The organism is Sphingopyxis sp. EU05-FHT14B03, from assembly GCF_058790875.1.
The window spans coordinates 187,492-203,438 of sequence record NZ_JBYTDC010000004.1; the positions used below are offsets into that span (position 1 = coordinate 187,492).

Below are 15,947 nucleotides of genomic sequence, written 5' to 3' on the forward strand. Positions count from 1 at the left end.
TCACTCCTTGCTTGATTGGTGAAGCGAAGATGGCGCAATCATTGCGTCTCGATTAGACGGAATTGATTTGTTATATTTTCAACTAAACATTGAAAGTGAGCGAATGGAAACGCTGGCTAATCTCGAATCCTTCGCGAGGAGCGCCGAACTCGGCAGCTTTTCGGAAGCCGCGCGTCGCCTGGCCCTTACACCTGCTGCCGTGAGCCGGAATGTGGCGATTCTCGAACGCAATCTCGGAGTTCGCCTGTTCCATCGCTCGACGCGCCGGCTGACGCTGACCGAAGCCGGTGAGACCTTCCGCCTGGCCGTCGTCGGAAGCCTCAGTGATATTCAAGCAGCGATCGCCGGGATTGCGTCCGATAGCGGCGAGCCCTCGGGAGCGCTCAAGGTCAGTATGGCACCGACTTTCGGCATGATGCACATCCTCCCGCTGCTGCCGGCCTTCCTCGAGCGATATCCGCGCATCCGACCAGAGTGGCATTTTGAGAACCGGCAGATCGATATGGTTGCCGAAGGATATGATGCGGCGATCGGCGGCGGCTTCGACCTGTCGCCCGGGATTGTCGCGCGTACACTGGCACCGGCGCATATCGTTGCGGTCGCTTCACCCGCCTGGCTTGCAGGTCGTACTCCGCCCGCCGATCCGTCGGGGCTCGAGCCATTGGACGGGATCGTCATGCGGTCGCTGCAAACCGGGCGGATCAGACACTGGACGATGCGCGACGCTGCGGGGACCGAGATGCCCGCAACGCTGCGAGAAAATGTCGTCGTCAACGATCCGGCCGCGATGCGTGCGGCAGCGCTGCTTGGACTTGGCGTGGCGCTGGTGGCGGTACCCGACGTGCTGCCCGATCTCGAGAGCGGTGCGCTCGTGCGCCTGGTTCCGCGCTGGTATGCCGATGCGGGCGCGATCTCGATCTACTTTGGATCACGCGCGCTGCTTCCCGCAAAGACACGCGCTTTCGTTGACTGGTTGGCCGATGCTTTCAAACGCGACCAGTTGGCCAGACGCTTTGCGGGAAGCCTTTCGTAGATTGCGGCATATCCCGATCTGAACACTGGTGAGGACAACCGCGTGGGCAATGATCTTACTTATGCCCTCGAAGGAATGATTTCGCATTTGTACAAATCTGACGAAGAATTTCATCCCGGGCCTATCTTCCTTGAATGATCATCGATAGATGTTGCGCATGAATTGGGAAGAACGCCGCAGCGGCTGGAAGAAAAGTGAAGCGGACGCCCGCTCCAACGCCGACATAGATTATGGCAGAATCATTCACTCAGCGTCTTTTCGGCGGCTGCAGGGCAAGACCCAGATCCTCAATCTCGGCGACAGTGATTTCTATCGCACCCGCCTCACCCATTCGCTCGAAGTCGCCCAGATTGCTGGCGGCATTGCCCGACAGCTGCGGCACGACAATCCAGATCACCCAGCGATTCCGCATCTTCCGGACCTCGCCCTGATCCAGGCAATCGGTGCCACACATGATCTTGGTCACCCGCCCTTCGGGCATGGCGGCGAAGTGGCGTTGAACTATTGCATGATGAAGCATGGCGGTTTCGAAGGTAATGGCCAGACCCTGCGCATCCTCGCGCGGATCGAGAAGTTTTCGACGGGCAATGGAGCTGACCTCACGCGGCGCACCTTGCTGGGAACGCTCAAATATCCCGTTGAATTCAGCCGTGCCGCAAATCCCGAACGCCGTCCGCAGCTCATCAGCGATCAGTCGGTGCTGCGCCTCATCGACCGGGACCGCTCCAAGCCGCCCAAATGCTTCATGGACAGCGAATTGCCCGTGGTTGCCTGGATCCTTGAAGGCCTATCCGAAAGCGACGGGCAGCTTTTCACCGCAGTAAAGCATGTCGACCCGCCGATGGTGGCGGAAGGCGAAGAAGCACCGCTGCCCGAACATTTCAAGCCACTGCACAAGTCGTTTGACTGCAGCATCATGGACCTTGCCGACGACATCGCCTTCGGTGTCCATGACCTTGAGGACGCAGCCGCTCTCCGTCTCGTCAGCGCGGCGGATTTCGAGCAGCATGTCAATCCGGCGATCTGTGCGCACTATCTGGACTGGGTCAATTCACGCAACCGCACGGCGACCGGTAACGACGTCTACGCATCGCTCGTCCGAATGCTTTTTGGCACGGCTTCGGAACGCAAACATGCCGTCAGCCTGTTGGTGGGATACTTTGTTCTTCACTGCACAATTCGGGAGGAGACGGGTTTCGACGAGCCGCTTCTTCGCTACCGGGCCGACATTCATCCTGATGCGAAGCGTCTGCTCAACGCCCTGAAAAAGCTGGTTTACAAGATCGTCATCCGTAGCCCCGAGGTGCAGCATCTCGAGTTCAAGGGGCAACAGATGGTCGTCGCGGTCTTCGAGGCGCTGAACTCGGAACCCGAGGCGTTCCTGCCGCGAAACACCTTCCGGCTATATGAAGAGGAAGACAAGGACCCGAGGGTCATCTGCGACCATGTCTCGGGAATGACCGACACCTTCCTCCTCAAGACCTATGAGCGTCTGTTCAGCCCGAGAATGGGGTCCGTGTTCGACAGCATATGAGCTATGACGCCCGGACAGTCGTGGTGCATGGACCGCTTGCGCTGCATATGCGGCGCCTGGAAGCGGCGCGAACCTGCGAGCTGGGATTGCAGATCGTCACGCTGCCACAACTCGCCGCGCGGCTGGCTGGCGGCTTTGCGCGCCCGGCCGATGCCGCCGATCTTGAACTGGCGGCGCGAAGCGCTCTTGGCGATGGCGGCTTTGCCGAGATCACGCCGCTGAAGGATCTGCCGGGCATGGTCAGGGCGCTCGTGCGAACGCTGGATCGGGTTTGGCGCGCGGCTATTTCGCTCGATGCACATAAGGAACTTCATCCGCGCGTCGCCGATCTCGCCTTGCTCGAGGCACGCGTACGGCAGGGCCTGACCGGCGGCGCCTTGATCCCGCCCGACCTCATCGCCGCCGCGCTGGACCGGCGCCATCTGTTCGCGCGGCTGGCCGGATCTGTAACCTTCGAGCAGGTTCACCACGTCGCGCCGATCTGGCGTCCGCTTGTAGAGGCGCTTGCCGAAACCGGTCCCGTTCTTTGGCAGGGGTGCAGCCCCCCAGCCGGGTGGGCAGCGGGCGACGCGCAAATTGCCTCCAAAAGGCCCGTCCCTGTCGAGATCGTGACCTGCGCGCATCCACAGGCCGAGGTGATCGAGGCGCTGCGGTGGGCGCGGGCATTGCTGGCGTCCGGCAACGCCGGCCCAGCCGAAATCGCCATTGTCGCAGCTTCGCCCGAAAGCTGGGACGACAGCATGCTGGGCCTGGCGGCGGGCTCAGGACTGCCCATCCATTTCAGTCACGGCATCCCCGCCCTCTGCAGCATAGAGGGTCAGGCGTGCGCGGCGCTTGCCGATTTGCTGGCGCAAGGCCTGTCCTATGGCCGCGTTCAGCGGCTTCTCGCACACAGCCTGGGGCGATGCCCGGCCTGGCCCGATACGCCTGGCCAGCCGCTTGCCGGCGTAGCCCCGGGAGGTGCTCTGGCAACGCTCGACCAATGGCGCCGTGCGCTCGACATCGCGGCGGCTGGGCGTTCAGACCAGTACGATATCGCTGCAATGCTGATGCCTGCACTTGAACTGGTGTCCACCGGACTCGACGGGGCGGCACAGGCGGGGGAGCAATTGCTGCCGCGCGGTGCGACGGCGCTGTGGCGGACTGCCCTGCGCCGCGCACCGCCCGCTGCCCTGCCCTTCACGCTCTCGAGCCTGCGCATCGCCGATGGCAGGGATCCGGGCGCGAATATCGTCTGGGGCCCCGCAGCGCATGTAGCGGGCGCGCCAAGGCCCTGGGTGCGGCTGCTGGGCATGACCTCGCGCGCCTGGCCGCGATCGCGCCGGGACGACCCGTTGCTCCCCGAGAATATCCTGCCCATCGATCGCGCGCTTAGTCCAAGCCGACCCGAGGAGGATCGCCGGCACTTCACTGCGATCTGCAACGGCGCATCGGCCGGCGTCTCGCTGTCCTATGCGCGGCGGACACCGCAGGGAGGCGCGCAGGCTCCAAGCCCCCTGCTCCCGCCCGATTTGCCGCGCCGCCGGCTCGGTCGCCTGCGGATCCCTAAACATGCCTATAGCGAAAGCGATCGCCTGCAGGCTCGACCGAAGGACGGCGCTGACCAACCGCGACTGGCCCGGCCCGTCAGCTGCGCTCGCGCGCGCCGGCAGCGCGAGCTTACGCCCTGGGACGGACTGATCCGCCCGAATCACCCGATCATCCTCGAAACGCTGGCGCAGACGCAGTCGGCGTCTTCGCTGAGACAGCTCCTGCGCGACCCACAAGCCTTTATGTGGCGATATGCGCTCGGCTGGCACGCGACGCTCGAGGAGGCGCACACCTTGTCGCTGACCGACCGGGCATTTGGCGAAGTCGTTCATCAGCTCCTCCAATATACCGTCGTGACACTCGAAAACGGACCAGGGTTTGCTCGCGCCGCTGTCCATGAGGTCGAGGATGCACTGAGCCAGGCAACCGAGCGGGTGGCGCGGCAATGGCCCGCAATGCGACCGACACCACCTCCCATGCTCTGGCGCCACACGCTCGAAGAGGCAGCAAGACTGGCATTGGCAGCGCTCAGGCTCGATGAATTCAAGCCCGGCACGCGCAGCTGGACCGAGGTGCCGTTCGGTGAAGCGGGCGCGACCGGGACATTACCCTGGGATCCCGAGCCGAAGATTCTCATCCCGGGGACGCGTCTTACGATCAGAGGGCGGATCGACCGGGTCGAGATCGCTGTCGGCGACACAGCGGTTCGCGTGACCGATTACAAGACCGCACGCGCGCCGGGGAATGTGCAGGCGCTCATACTCGACGGTGGCAAGGAATTGCAGCGCGCGCTCTACAGCATCGCCGCCCGCCATCACATGACCGATGCCGCACTCCATGCCGACCTGGTTTATCTCGGCGACGAGACGCCCCGGCGACACAAGCTTCAAGATCCTGAAGCGGCGATGACACGGGTTGGCGAGTTGCTCAACCTTGCCACAGCGCTTCTTGAACGCGGGGTCAGCCTGCCGGGACCGGATGACCAGGAACGCTGGAATCGATATCGGCTGGCCCGCCCCGCCGTCGGCGAACCGACCGCCAGGAAGGGCGCGATCGACGAGGCTTTCGGCACGTTTCGGCAGGTCTGGCGCGAGCGATGAGTATGGCGCCCTCCGACAAGCCCGCACAGGACGCCGAAGCGAGACGCCGCGCGCTGACGGATCTCGACGCTACGCTATTGGTCGAAGCGGGCGCCGGCACAGGCAAGACCTCGCTTCTCGCTGGTCGAGTGACGATGCTCCTCTTGAACGGCATCCCGCCAGGCCAAATCGCGGCGATTACCTTTACCGAAGCGGCGGCGAGCGAACTCGCCGAGCGGGTGCATGCCTATGTCTCGGAATTGCTCGCCGGCTCTGTGCCCAAGCCGCTCGAAGCTGTCCTCAGCGGGGGCATTGATGTGCAGCAGCGGACATCGCTGCAGACCGCCGCGCTCCGGTTCGATGAATTGACCACATCGACGATCCACGGCTTTTGCCAGATTCTGCTCGCGGACTATGCCGTCGAGGCCGATATCGATCCTGGTGCCCAGGTGATCGACGAGGATTCAGCCAAGGCAATGTTCGACCGCGTGTTCGATGCCTGGCTAACCGATCGTCTTTCCGGCTTGCCGTCGAATGATGATCCGATCGCGATCCTCACGCGCGAGGACCCACGCGGTGTTGTAGCGCTCTTCCGCGAGATTGCGGGGATGCGGCGCCGACATCGTTCCGCCCGGGCCCCGATGCCGGATATGACCGCGCGGCCCGATATCGAATTCCTCGATGCCGTAGACAGCCTCAAGCGGTGGTGTATCGCGGCGCCGCCCGAGCCATTTGTGGCAAAGTTTGTGGACGAACTCGAAGCGCTTGCCGCCCCTTATACCGGAAGCTTTGCGACACCACCGGGCTTTGCCCAGCTCTGGCGGCTCGCACATCCCACGCGGTCGCCGCGGATGGAGCGCGACAGCCTTCAGCTTCGCGTGCCCCGGACCGAGCATTTGTGGCGCATGGCCGCGGGCGCCGAGGCCGCGCCCGCGCTGGAAGAGGCATTCCAGACGGCGTTCGCGAGAGTAGATGCAACCTATCGCCAGTTGCTAGCGGTCATAGGGGGCGCGATCACGGCGCAGCTTTCGCAGGAACTCGATGCGGTCCTCGCCAATTATACCGCGGCCAAGCGCGCGTCTGCCGTTCTCGACTTCGATGACCTGCTCGAACAGGCAACCGCGCTGCTGCGAGGCCATCCGCCCGTACGCGCTGCACTCGCGGGCCGGTTCCGCTACCTGCTCGTCGACGAATTCCAGGATACCGATCCGGTTCAGTGCGACATCGTGTTTCGCCTTGGCGGGACCGATCATGCCGAACGATGGGAGGATGTGCCCCAGCGTCCCGGCGCGCTGTTTCTGGTCGGCGATCCGAAACAGTCGCTGTTCCTGTTCAGAGGGGCCGCGATCCGCAGTTACGAGGCCGCAAAGGCGGTGATCGCCGGAGCCTTTCCCGACAATATCCTGCAGGTCACATCGAACTTCCGGACGATCGAGGACATTCTCACCTATGTGAACTGCTGCTTCGCGGCGCCGCTCTCCTTGCCGGGCCAGCCCGGCTATGTGGCGCTCGATCCTACCAGACGCGAAAGGCGCCACGATCTCGCCTGCGCAGCGCGGCTCACGCTCTCACTGCCGCATGATGCCCGCGTGGGTGAAATCCGGGATGCGGAAGCTGAGGCGGTGGCCGAAGCCTGCGCTAAGTTGGTGGGCGGGCTCGACCTGAAGGAAGCCGATGGTTCGGTCCGCAAGGTGCGGCCGGGCGACATTGCGCTGCTCGCGCCCGCCGGCACGCAGCTCTGGCGCTACGAACGTGCGCTCCAGGCGCATAAACTTCCTTTTGCCTCCAAGGCGGGCCGCGGTTTTTACCGGCGGCAGGAAGTCCAGGATCTCGTTACGCTCACCCGCTTGCTCGCCGACCCCGCCGATACGCTGGCTCTTGGGGCCTTTCTGCGCGGCCCGCTCGTCGGCATGACCGATGAAGCGCTGCTCGACATAACCGCCGCGCTGCCACGCGAAGCTGATACCGAGCTTCCGCGGCTCACTTTGCGTACGTCGCTCGAGCATGTCGCCGACCAGGATTTGCGAAGCCTGCTCGGAACTTTGCAGGATCTACGGCGCCGCGCGCTGTTCACGACGCCGAGCCAGCTGCTCCTCGAGGCGGTCGAGCGCCTAGCGATCCGCGTCATCCTGACGCGGCGCGATCCCAGGCGGGCGAGTGCGGCCATCGCCAACGTCGACCTGTTTCTCCAACGCGCGGCTGCCTATGCGGTGCGCGGGCTGCGCCGCTTTGCCCAGGATGTCAGTGCCGCCTGGTCCGAGGATGAATCGCAGAGCGAAGGGCGTGTCGATTCGGAAGGAGAGGCCATCGACATCGTCTCGATCCACAGTGCCAAGGGCCTGGAATGGCCGATTGTCATCGCCATCAACATGGCAAGCCGGCCGCCGCCGCGCGACCGGATCGTCCACCGTTCCGAGGACAATAGTCTCCACTGGACGGTTGGCGGGGTTGCCTCGCCCGGGCTTGCGGCAGCGCTCGACGCCGAAGCGCATGAGCTTGCCTGTGAGCGGGCGCGCCTCCTTTATGTGGGATGCACAAGAGCGAAGGATATGCTGATCCTTCCGCGCGGGCAAAATTCGGACGCAAGCACCTATTCGAAAGCCGTCGATCTGTGCTTTGACGCGTTGCCGGAACTCGATCTGAAGGGCCTCACCGGGACCCCGCCGAAGCCCGACCGCGGCCCGGCGAACACGCAGGACGGCGATATATTTGCAGCCGAGGGTGAGCGCATCAGGGCGATGTCGAGGCCGATCGCCTGGCTGAAACCAAGCGCTCATGACAATGACCTGATCATTTCCGACGACGTGACCGAGGATGATGGCTTCGACCTTGTCGAGGGCGATGCGCCAGAAATCATCGGTGCCGGACGCTTGCGCGGCCTGTTGCTGCACAAGCTCATCGAGGAAGTCTTGTGGGAAGGACTGGATGAGGGTCTGTCAGCACTTGTCGCCCGCGCCGAGCGCCTCATCGTCGATCTCGCATCGCATGACGATTCTCACGAAACGCTGCCCGACTGCGGCGAGGTGGCCGAAATGGTGCGAACGACCCTGGCGCTTCCCGAAGTTGTGGCCCTGCGTCCGCATCTCGTTCCCGAAGTGCCGGTCTACGGCATGATCGCGGATCAGGAGACGGAATCGCCGCTGGCGGGACGCGCCGATGCGCTGGCAATCGAGGATGGCGCCATCAGCGTCGTGCTCGACTGGAAGAGCGATGTCGCGCCGGGAGAACGCCAGCGCCAGGACCATGTCGATCAGCTCCGGCTCTATATGGCGGCAACCGGCGCCCCCCGGGGAGCGCTCGTCTATTCCAGCCTTGGCTGGGTACGATGGGTCGATCTTCCGGCCGGCTGGAGTGCTGCGCCGAACTAGGGCCTAGAATGTGATCCCGCCGGCCAGCAACCGGAGTTCGTGAAGCGGAAACGGGCTTGTCGTATCTACCCGGGTCTGGACGTGCGCGCCGCGAAGCCGGTGGGTGACGGTCGCGAGCTCCACCGCCTTGTCGCCGGGTTGCATGAACATGACACAGACTTCGTCAAGCTGCGACGATACGCGATCGACGTCCAGCTGCGCGCTATGGACGTTGCTTCCCTGTTCGCCATGCCGCGACACCATCGAGGCGAAGCTCTGGGGATGCGAGACGCTCACCGGCTTGGCCTTCAGCGCATAGAAGGTGCGGGCCGCGCCATCCCATTCGAACAGGCCACTGGGCCATTTATTCTCGACTTCATGATAGTAAAAGGGTTGTCGATTGGTGTCAGGGCTCACGCGGATCACCCTCAGATTGGGCACGGATTGCGGCGTCAGAACGGTCCCGCCGAGACGCAGCGCGTCAAAAGCCAGTTCGCCATTTGCAAAGGCGTCGATCTTGTGGCGAATGGTCTCGCCTTCGGCAATCACCAGTGCGGGGCCGGCACGATTGATGTCCTCCAGGACTGTCGCGAAGAATTCGTTGTAGCGCGCGAGATTGTCTGCCTGCTTGCCGCGCCCGAATTTGCCATAGTCGCCCTGGAAGATGCGTAGCGCCGCGCGAGCATAGGGAGACCAGCGTGGTGCACCATTCTCGTCGGGCGTGGCGCATTCGAGAAGCTTCCCGCGCACCCGAACTGCAAGCGGGATAGCCTGGCTTTCGCGCGTCCCCAGACCAAGCTGTTCCGCATTGCGCTGGACGATGGTGAGCGCGGCGGGGCTCAGCGCATCGGGCAGAAGATCGAGCGGCAGCGCTCCCAGCATGCGAAAGCAATCCCGGATCGCCGCTGCATATTTTTCATCGTCCTTCGGCTTGGCTTCCTTGTCCGCCGGCGCCTTTTGGGCGCTCTCGTCGGCGGCACGCGTGTCCCACAGGACGATCTGCGGGATGATATCGTGGCGCGCGAGCTCACGGCGTGCGAGCTGGAACGGATCCTGTTTGGGCTTGTCGAGAAGGGCCTTGGGCATTTCGACCAGGGCGCAGGCGATACCCGTCTCCCCCGCCCGCGCCGATGCGATATGCGCAGCCATCCGGGCAACGACGCCGTCGCGCGCTTCCTCGCGTTTCAACTGGCGCAGCGTGGAGAGCTGGCGATCGTTGCGGCCATGCGCTTCCTGCTCGGTGAGTTCCGGAAGGGGGAGCTCCTCGGACAAGACATCGGCCGCGACGCTGCGGACGCGAATGACCAGGCCGTCATTCCATTTCAATTCGCGGTCGTTCCGCTCGTCCGGTGGCCCGAACCGCTGGCTCAGCAGGCCAACGACACGCTCGGGCGTGGCCTCGCGAATATGGAAGACATGGAAGGATAGCTCCGGCGCGCCCCCATTTCCGGTTAGGGCATCGATAACAGCACGCCGTGCCGAGGCATGGTCGGTATCGAAGGTCCGCTGGATCTTGTGTTGTGTGGTGCGGCGCGTCAGCGGCGCCGCGCGCGTGAAGCCAGCGCCTTCGAGCGCGTGATCGAGCGAGTCCCCGATATCCTTGCGGTCGGGCCAGGAAATGCCGGTGCCGCCGGGCAGATATTTGTCCTTATGAACCGTGCCGAGACGCGGCAATATCCAGAGTCCTTCCTGGTCAACCACGGGCTCCGCAAGCTCGCCAGGCGCGAGGCTGCTTTGATTGGTCAACCGCCGCAGCAAATCGAAGACCTTTTCCTTATCCTTGTGCGGCCACATGCCGACGGCGGCGCCCGGTTTTCCGTCGGGGCCATCGGGCCCGCGGCGGGCCTGGAACTGGAAAGACGTATGGCGCCGCGTCGCGTGGCCGAAGGCCTCATTGGCGGGCAGGAAGATGTCGAGCGAGCGCCGCGGCGCCTGCCTCGAGGCATAGCGCGTGACGCTCCCCCAGTTGCGGATCGATGGCCGTGCCAGCACATGCAGACCGCCACGTTCAGGGAAGGTCGCGGCGTGAAGCGTGATCACCTCACTCCACAAACCCTTGTTCGTTCCGCGCTTCGGGGGGAAGGCGACAAGCTCGAGCCCCTCAAAGGCTGAGCTTTGCGCCGTCCTGGGGATCAGGATACGGCTTTCTCCGGAAGAGAACTGAAGCGGCCGGCCCGCCAGGCGGTGCGCGGCGTGCGCTGCAAGCGCATCCCAGAACATTGCATCCTTTGCAGAGGGACAGGCACCCGCGCCGTTGTCGAGCGCGCAGGACACGTTGAACAATTCCCAGCCATCATCGGATTGCGCGCTGGCTGCGACCTGCATGCGCATGTCGGCTGGCTTGTCGGGATAGAGCGTATTGACCCAGAGTTGCAGCGCCATCTGCATCCGTTGCCTGAGATCGGATGTCAGCCGCACGTCGCCGACAAAACAGAAGCTCAGCCGCTTGCGCTGAAGGGAGCCATCCCATTCCGGGCGGACAAAGGCGATCTCGGGAACGAACCAGGCGGTGAGTTCCGGCAAGCCGCGAAGAATGAGCGACATAGGCTGCGTTTCATTGCGCCCGGCCTTTTCGCGGGACCATTGGGTGAGCGTTTCCTGGGCATTGGCTGAAATCTGGAAACGCGTGATCGCAAGATGCTCATCGGGCGCGAATGTCGTGTTCCAGACATTGACCTGGAGCGTATCGACCTTAGACATGCAATAACCCCCGAGTTTTGTTGAGCGCGTCCAGAAATGGCCGGTAGAGCAGCTCGGGCACCTCGACATCGGCCCCGTCGCTCGCTCGCATGGCGAGTTCGAGCTGCCGGATCGCCTGCACGAGCACGCTGGATTCCGGCGTATCCTTCTTGTCCTCGAACGACATGGGAGCGAACTGCCGGTCGACAAAACCGATGTGCACGGGGCAGCCGTTGCGGATACCGCGACCGATCGTCTGCCAAAGCGGCGTGAGCATGTCCCAGGCAAACTGGGCCTTGTATTCGGCCGAGAGTTCGCTGTAGCCGCCGCGCGAGTAGAGGCTGTAGCGCACGATGTTGGTGGCGGCGTAGCGCATCCGCCGCGCCTTCTGCGCGAGCCGTTCATCCGGCAGCTCGGAGTCCGATCGAAGTCCCCGGTCGAAACGCTCCTCGGCGTAGCGATTGAGACGGCCAATGACCGATGACAGATCGTCCGGCCGCGGATGGGGGCGGTGCAAGAAGTAGATCGAGGAGATCGCCGCGCGACTATCGGTATTGAGGATATTATGGCCCCTCGCGACGATCTGCATCGGCGCAACCAGGATGGAACCTTCGGACTCCTCACCGAACCGCTCGATCAGCGACCGGGGAAGTTCGCGTGCGCGGCGGAGCCGCCGGGCTTCGCCGGTCTCGCCATCGTCGGCGCGGTCACGTGTCAGGCCAAACACCTTCCAGTCGGCATAACCATGACCTTCGAGCGTCTCGAGAAGGGCATCGGCCACGATCGCAGCATCGGCGTAGGAGTTGGTAACGAGCAGCGAGCGCTTCCGGTTGGCTATCTGATCGGCGCCCCAGCTATGCTCCATGCGAGACCAGTTCGCCTCGATGAGGTTGGCATCGTCGCGCCGTGTCGCAAGCCTGCGGGCAATCTCGGCCAGTTCCTGGCGCCGCTCGCGCTCAGGAAGCCCGGAGATGCGGATTTGGCTGCCATCGGGCTTGCGCAGCGGCACAAGTTCAAATTGCGATCTGCTGATCGCCTCGAGTTCGATCGTCGGCTGCATCAGCACGCCTTGCGCGGGCACCTGGACATCGAAGCTCGGGGACGCCGCGTCCATCGGCTTGCCGGTCCTGGGATTGGCCAGCCGGCGGCTGCCGCCAGCCCAGCTTGTGCCGCTCAGCATCAGGACATGCGGCCCCGCCTGACCTTCCGCTGCCAGCAGGTCGTGCAGATGGGTGATGAGATGGCGGCCTACGCCGAGATGGTTGATGAGCGTGAGCTTGCCGCCCAGCGAATGGCGTTTCTCAACCGGAGGCTCGTCGTAGAGGAGGCCGAACACGCCGCCCGCCGGATTTGCAGGCAAAAGCGTGCGATAATGTTTGAGAAGATTATTGGCCTGGCTCAGCAGCTGGGCATCGTCGATCCCGAAGTCGATTGCGACCGATGGCTGGGCCTTGACGAGCCAATAATAGTGCATGAGCACAAGCTCGCTTATCACGGCAAGCAGAAGGACGAGCGCGTTGCCGCGGCGCCCGAGCGCCGCGCGGCCCTCGCCCGTCGCGTTGAAGACGGCCAGCGGGCCATCGAGCTGTGCCTCGATCAGCTCGGCGAGATCCTCATAATAATCGGCGACGACCGCCTCGCGCGCGATTGCCTTCAGCGCATCGGCAGCCGCGCCAAGCGCGGGATCGCGAAACTTTGGCTCGGCACTGTCCCGCTCCTCTTCTGTGACCGAGGCCGCGCGCGAATAGCCGGAGATGGCGCTCGCAACCTTGATCACCTCGAGAAAGTCTTCCTCGAGTTCCGGATCGTCAAAGCTGCGGCCCGGAGCGGCGAGGCCCAGCACTTCCTGCCGCCTGCGCCAGATCTCGTAGAGGATGCCGCCCGCGGTAAATGGCGTGTTGCGATAGAAGGCTTGCAGGTCCGCGGGCTCATTCTGCAGCAGGGCATAGAGTGAGCCGATCAGGCGGTAGAAAGTATGGAAATTCGCCTGCCACTTGGCGTTGACCTGGCGGCGGAACTGCTGACCGCTGCGCTCGCGCAGTGCTTCGGAAGAACGCGCCCCGATCGTGGGTGCATAGACATCGCGCTCGTCGCCCATGATCGGCGAACGCGGCGCGAAGATGTCGTCCATCGTCTTCTGGACCGAGTCGACTTCATCGACGATCATCAGGTCGATCTCGTACTGGAAGAGCTCGGGCAAGGTGAGATGGCTCGCCGCTGTCCATTTGTCGGGCGTCATATGGACGAACGCCTGGGGCGTCAGCGCCACCACCTGCGCATCGACCGCAGAGCGCTGCTGCTCCTGGGCCGGGCAAACCGCCCAAAGCGGACAGGAGCGCGTAGAGTCCAGCGCGATATCGTCATCAAGCGCGGCATCGTCGATCCGCTCGGCATCGCGGCGCTGGGGAATCAGGCGATGGCACGGCTTTTCGCGAAACTCCGGAAAAGCGGGGCTATGCCCCGGCCCGCGAACGACAACAGGTTCGCGCTGATATCCGTCGAGCGGACATGCGACGCTGAAATTCTCGGCGAGATCACCGATCGCATCGAGCGACCAGCCGGTCGACGAGAGGCCCTGCTGCCAATGCATCGAATTGAGGTGCCGGTCGCGATTATGGAAGCTGGAGAGCACGGTCGCCGACACGCCGTGGCGCCGAAGCCGTGCCACGACATTCGCGCCCTGGACCGTGTCGGAAACCAGCATGCCGATCCGTTTTCCGCCATTACCCAGCGCAAGGGCGAACACGATCAGCCAGACCAGCGTCGATTTGCCCGATGACAGCATTCCCAGCACATGGACTGCGCCGTCGAGCGTCACGGTCTCCCCGTCAAAAAACTGGCCGTCGACCCCCTTGAGCGCCAGCTTGGAAAGCCGGTCTGCAAGCCGGAGCTTGGGCAATGTCGCCGGCCAGTCCGGTTGATTTTCACGGGCGTCGACCTTTGCGGCGGCAGCCTCAAGCTCGCGCAGTGTAAGGCGAATGGGCGGATTGCGTCGCCGCGGCGCGAGCTTGTGCCTCGGCGCCTCGACATCGGGAAGCCCCGGCACGCGATAGGAAAGCAAGGTATCGCCGCGATTGGTCTTGACCAGCGCCTCACCGGCAATCGCAACCTTCAGCTCACGCTCGATCCAGGGCGTTGGCCGGGCGAGCTGGGCATCGAGCAGCGCTATCAGGCCGGCGGCCGCCGCGCTGCGCCGTTGCGGTATCCGTCCGACGATCGTGTAGCAGCGAAAGGTCTCCGGCAGCGTTCCATGCTCGCGGCATGCGTCGAGCCAGGCCGAAACCGAGCTGTACCGGCTGGCAAGATGGCGAACGCCCGCAAGCGCCTTCGCCGTCTCGGGCGCGATCTCTCCGAACATTGCGCGGGGATAGCCCAGCATCAGATAGGGTAACGCGCCGACATCCTCGCCCGGCAGGCGGCTTGCGAGCACATGGAGGCAAAGCTCGGTCAAAGCGAGCTTGCGCACTGTCTCGCGGTCGACGTCGCGCGACGCGGGATCGACCGTGTGAAGCAGCTTCACATAATCGGCTACAAATTCGCGATCCGTCCTCATGCTACGCCAAGCTCCGCGACGAGGTCGGAGGCGGTTCGCAAATCGATCGGCGGTTTGCCCGCAGAGGCCCGGAGCGCCTCGAACCGCGCAGCGAACCTTGGGTCTGCGGCAGTGAGATAGTCGGGGATGGCGAGAAAGCAGACATGGTCGGCCTCATAGGTTTTGAAGCCGGAGAAGCGTGCCGACAGCCGCGCCGGGGAGAAATAGTCCTTCACATCGATGGCGATGCGCCGCGACCCGTCAGAGGAGACCGCGACGAGGTCGACACGGTCGAGCTGGGGCCAGAGCGAGGTGGCCCATCCAAGCCCCGCAAGCCGCGCAGCGAGGTCGAGTTCTGTCAGACCAGGCAGGAGCCAGAAAGTCCTGAACGCGCGCTTCAGATAGAGCATGCCGGGGCGATAACGAACCGTGTCATGCTCGCCGGCCCGTGCGCGTCTGATCGCTTCCGGGTCCCGGCTTTCGGTATGAAATCCACGCCCATCGCGCCGGAGCACTGTCTTGCTTACCGTGCAGATCGGCAATTCTCCGTGGAGCGCGAGACTCTCGGGCGCGCGATCGTAGAAGGCCTCGATGATCTCGTCGATCCGTTCGACGCCGGCGAGCCAGGGATCGGTAAGGACTGTCGCGGACCAGTTGGTGAGCAATGGATGCTCGATGACGGTTCGGCGCCAGGCGCGGTAGATGTCGTCGCCATCGACACGGTTGCTGCAGAGGCTGATCAGCATTTCGAACCCGTGATTCTCCTCGATCTCACGCTCGGGATCGCCGCCGGGCACCGCCAGACGCAGACACTCGGTCGTCGCCTCGCCATTGGCCACGAGCCGCGCTGCAATGAACTCGCCGTCGACATCCCAGTCCATATCCGGCGCCCAGCGGACCAGCGGCTCCTGTGCGGCGCGCATGAATCCCTGAAGATCGGTTGGCCAGATCTGGCGACCATGGGTCACATTGTGCGCGGACGCGAGATCGAGAAATCGCCGGAGGTTCGGACCATAGGGGGCGCTTAGCCAGCCCTTGGCATCGATAGCCCGCTGCACCTCGATCACAGCTGTCGCGGCAAGCACGACCATGTCCCGCTCGCTCCGTGCGGGCGGACCAGGCATTTCGAGTTGCTCGAGCCGCGCGACGACACCTGGGGGCAGCGCGCTGTCGTCGTTGAAATAGCGATAGAGGGACGCGCGGCCGATGCCGA

At 63.9% G+C, this 15,947-nt stretch carries 7 protein-coding genes; 4 read left to right on the plus strand and 3 right to left on the minus strand.

The features are described from left to right. The first annotated feature begins 103 nt into the window (after positions 1-103). From AC3WS4_RS22325 to AC3WS4_RS22340, 4 genes are all read left to right on the plus strand, one after another. Positions 104-1,033: a LysR family transcriptional regulator gene (locus AC3WS4_RS22325; protein WP_492740461.1), complete on the plus strand. Its 930-nt coding sequence runs from the start codon at positions 104-106 to the stop codon at positions 1,031-1,033. Between the two features lie 148 nt (positions 1,034-1,181). Next, entirely contained in the window at positions 1,182-2,567 is a 1,386-nt protein-coding gene (locus AC3WS4_RS22330) for an anti-phage deoxyguanosine triphosphatase (RefSeq protein WP_492740462.1), read from the plus strand. Then, entirely contained in the window at positions 2,564-5,197 is a 2,634-nt protein-coding gene (locus AC3WS4_RS22335; RefSeq protein WP_492740463.1) for a PD-(D/E)XK nuclease family protein, read from the plus strand. Before AC3WS4_RS22330 ends, AC3WS4_RS22335 begins: the two co-directional genes overlap by 4 nt. After that, positions 5,194-8,544, plus strand: coding sequence for a UvrD-helicase domain-containing protein (locus AC3WS4_RS22340; protein ID WP_492740464.1), 3,351 nt, complete (start codon positions 5,194-5,196; stop codon positions 8,542-8,544). Before AC3WS4_RS22335 ends, AC3WS4_RS22340 begins: the two co-directional genes overlap by 4 nt. A gap of 3 nt (positions 8,545-8,547) precedes the next feature. On the opposite strand, the gene AC3WS4_RS22345 is transcribed toward AC3WS4_RS22340, so the two are convergent. Genes AC3WS4_RS22345 through AC3WS4_RS22355 form a run of 3 tightly spaced genes read right to left on the minus strand, consistent with a single transcriptional unit; the run spans position 8,548 to position 15,825 of the window. Continuing rightward, the gene (locus tag AC3WS4_RS22345) at positions 8,548-11,223 is read right to left on the minus strand and encodes an RNaseH domain-containing protein (RefSeq protein ID WP_492740465.1); all 2,676 of its coding nucleotides are present in this window, start codon (positions 11,221-11,223) and stop codon (positions 8,548-8,550) included. After that, positions 11,216-14,755 (minus strand): pPIWI_RE_Z domain-containing protein, encoded by a 3,540-nt coding sequence (locus AC3WS4_RS22350; protein WP_492740466.1) that lies wholly within the window; start codon positions 14,753-14,755, stop codon positions 11,216-11,218. Before AC3WS4_RS22350 ends, AC3WS4_RS22345 begins: the two co-directional genes overlap by 8 nt. Then, positions 14,752-15,825, minus strand: coding sequence for a pPIWI_RE_Y domain-containing protein (locus AC3WS4_RS22355; protein ID WP_492740467.1), 1,074 nt, complete (start codon positions 15,823-15,825; stop codon positions 14,752-14,754). The genes AC3WS4_RS22350 and AC3WS4_RS22355 overlap by 4 nt, the downstream gene beginning before the upstream one ends. Between the last annotated feature and the right edge of the window lie 122 nt (positions 15,826-15,947).

Excerpts from the sequence above, each read along its gene's own strand:
- AC3WS4_RS22325 (WP_492740461.1), top strand. The coding sequence starts at position 104 with ATGGAAACGCTGGCTAATCTCGAATCCTTCGCGAGGAGCGCCGAACTC.
- AC3WS4_RS22330 (WP_492740462.1), top strand. The coding sequence starts at position 1,182 with ATGTTGCGCATGAATTGGGAAGAACGCCGCAGCGGCTGGAAGAAAAGT.
- AC3WS4_RS22335 (WP_492740463.1), top strand. The coding sequence starts at position 2,564 with ATGAGCTATGACGCCCGGACAGTCGTGGTGCATGGACCGCTTGCGCTG.
- AC3WS4_RS22340 (WP_492740464.1), top strand. The coding sequence starts at position 5,194 with ATGAGTATGGCGCCCTCCGACAAGCCCGCACAGGACGCCGAAGCGAGA.
- AC3WS4_RS22345 (WP_492740465.1), bottom strand. The coding sequence starts at position 11,223 with ATGTCTAAGGTCGATACGCTCCAGGTCAATGTCTGGAACACGACATTC.
- AC3WS4_RS22350 (WP_492740466.1), bottom strand. The coding sequence starts at position 14,755 with ATGAGGACGGATCGCGAATTTGTAGCCGATTATGTGAAGCTGCTTCAC.
- AC3WS4_RS22355 (WP_492740467.1), bottom strand. The coding sequence starts at position 15,825 with ATGGTCGTGCTTGCCGCGACAGCTGTGATCGAGGTGCAGCGGGCTATC.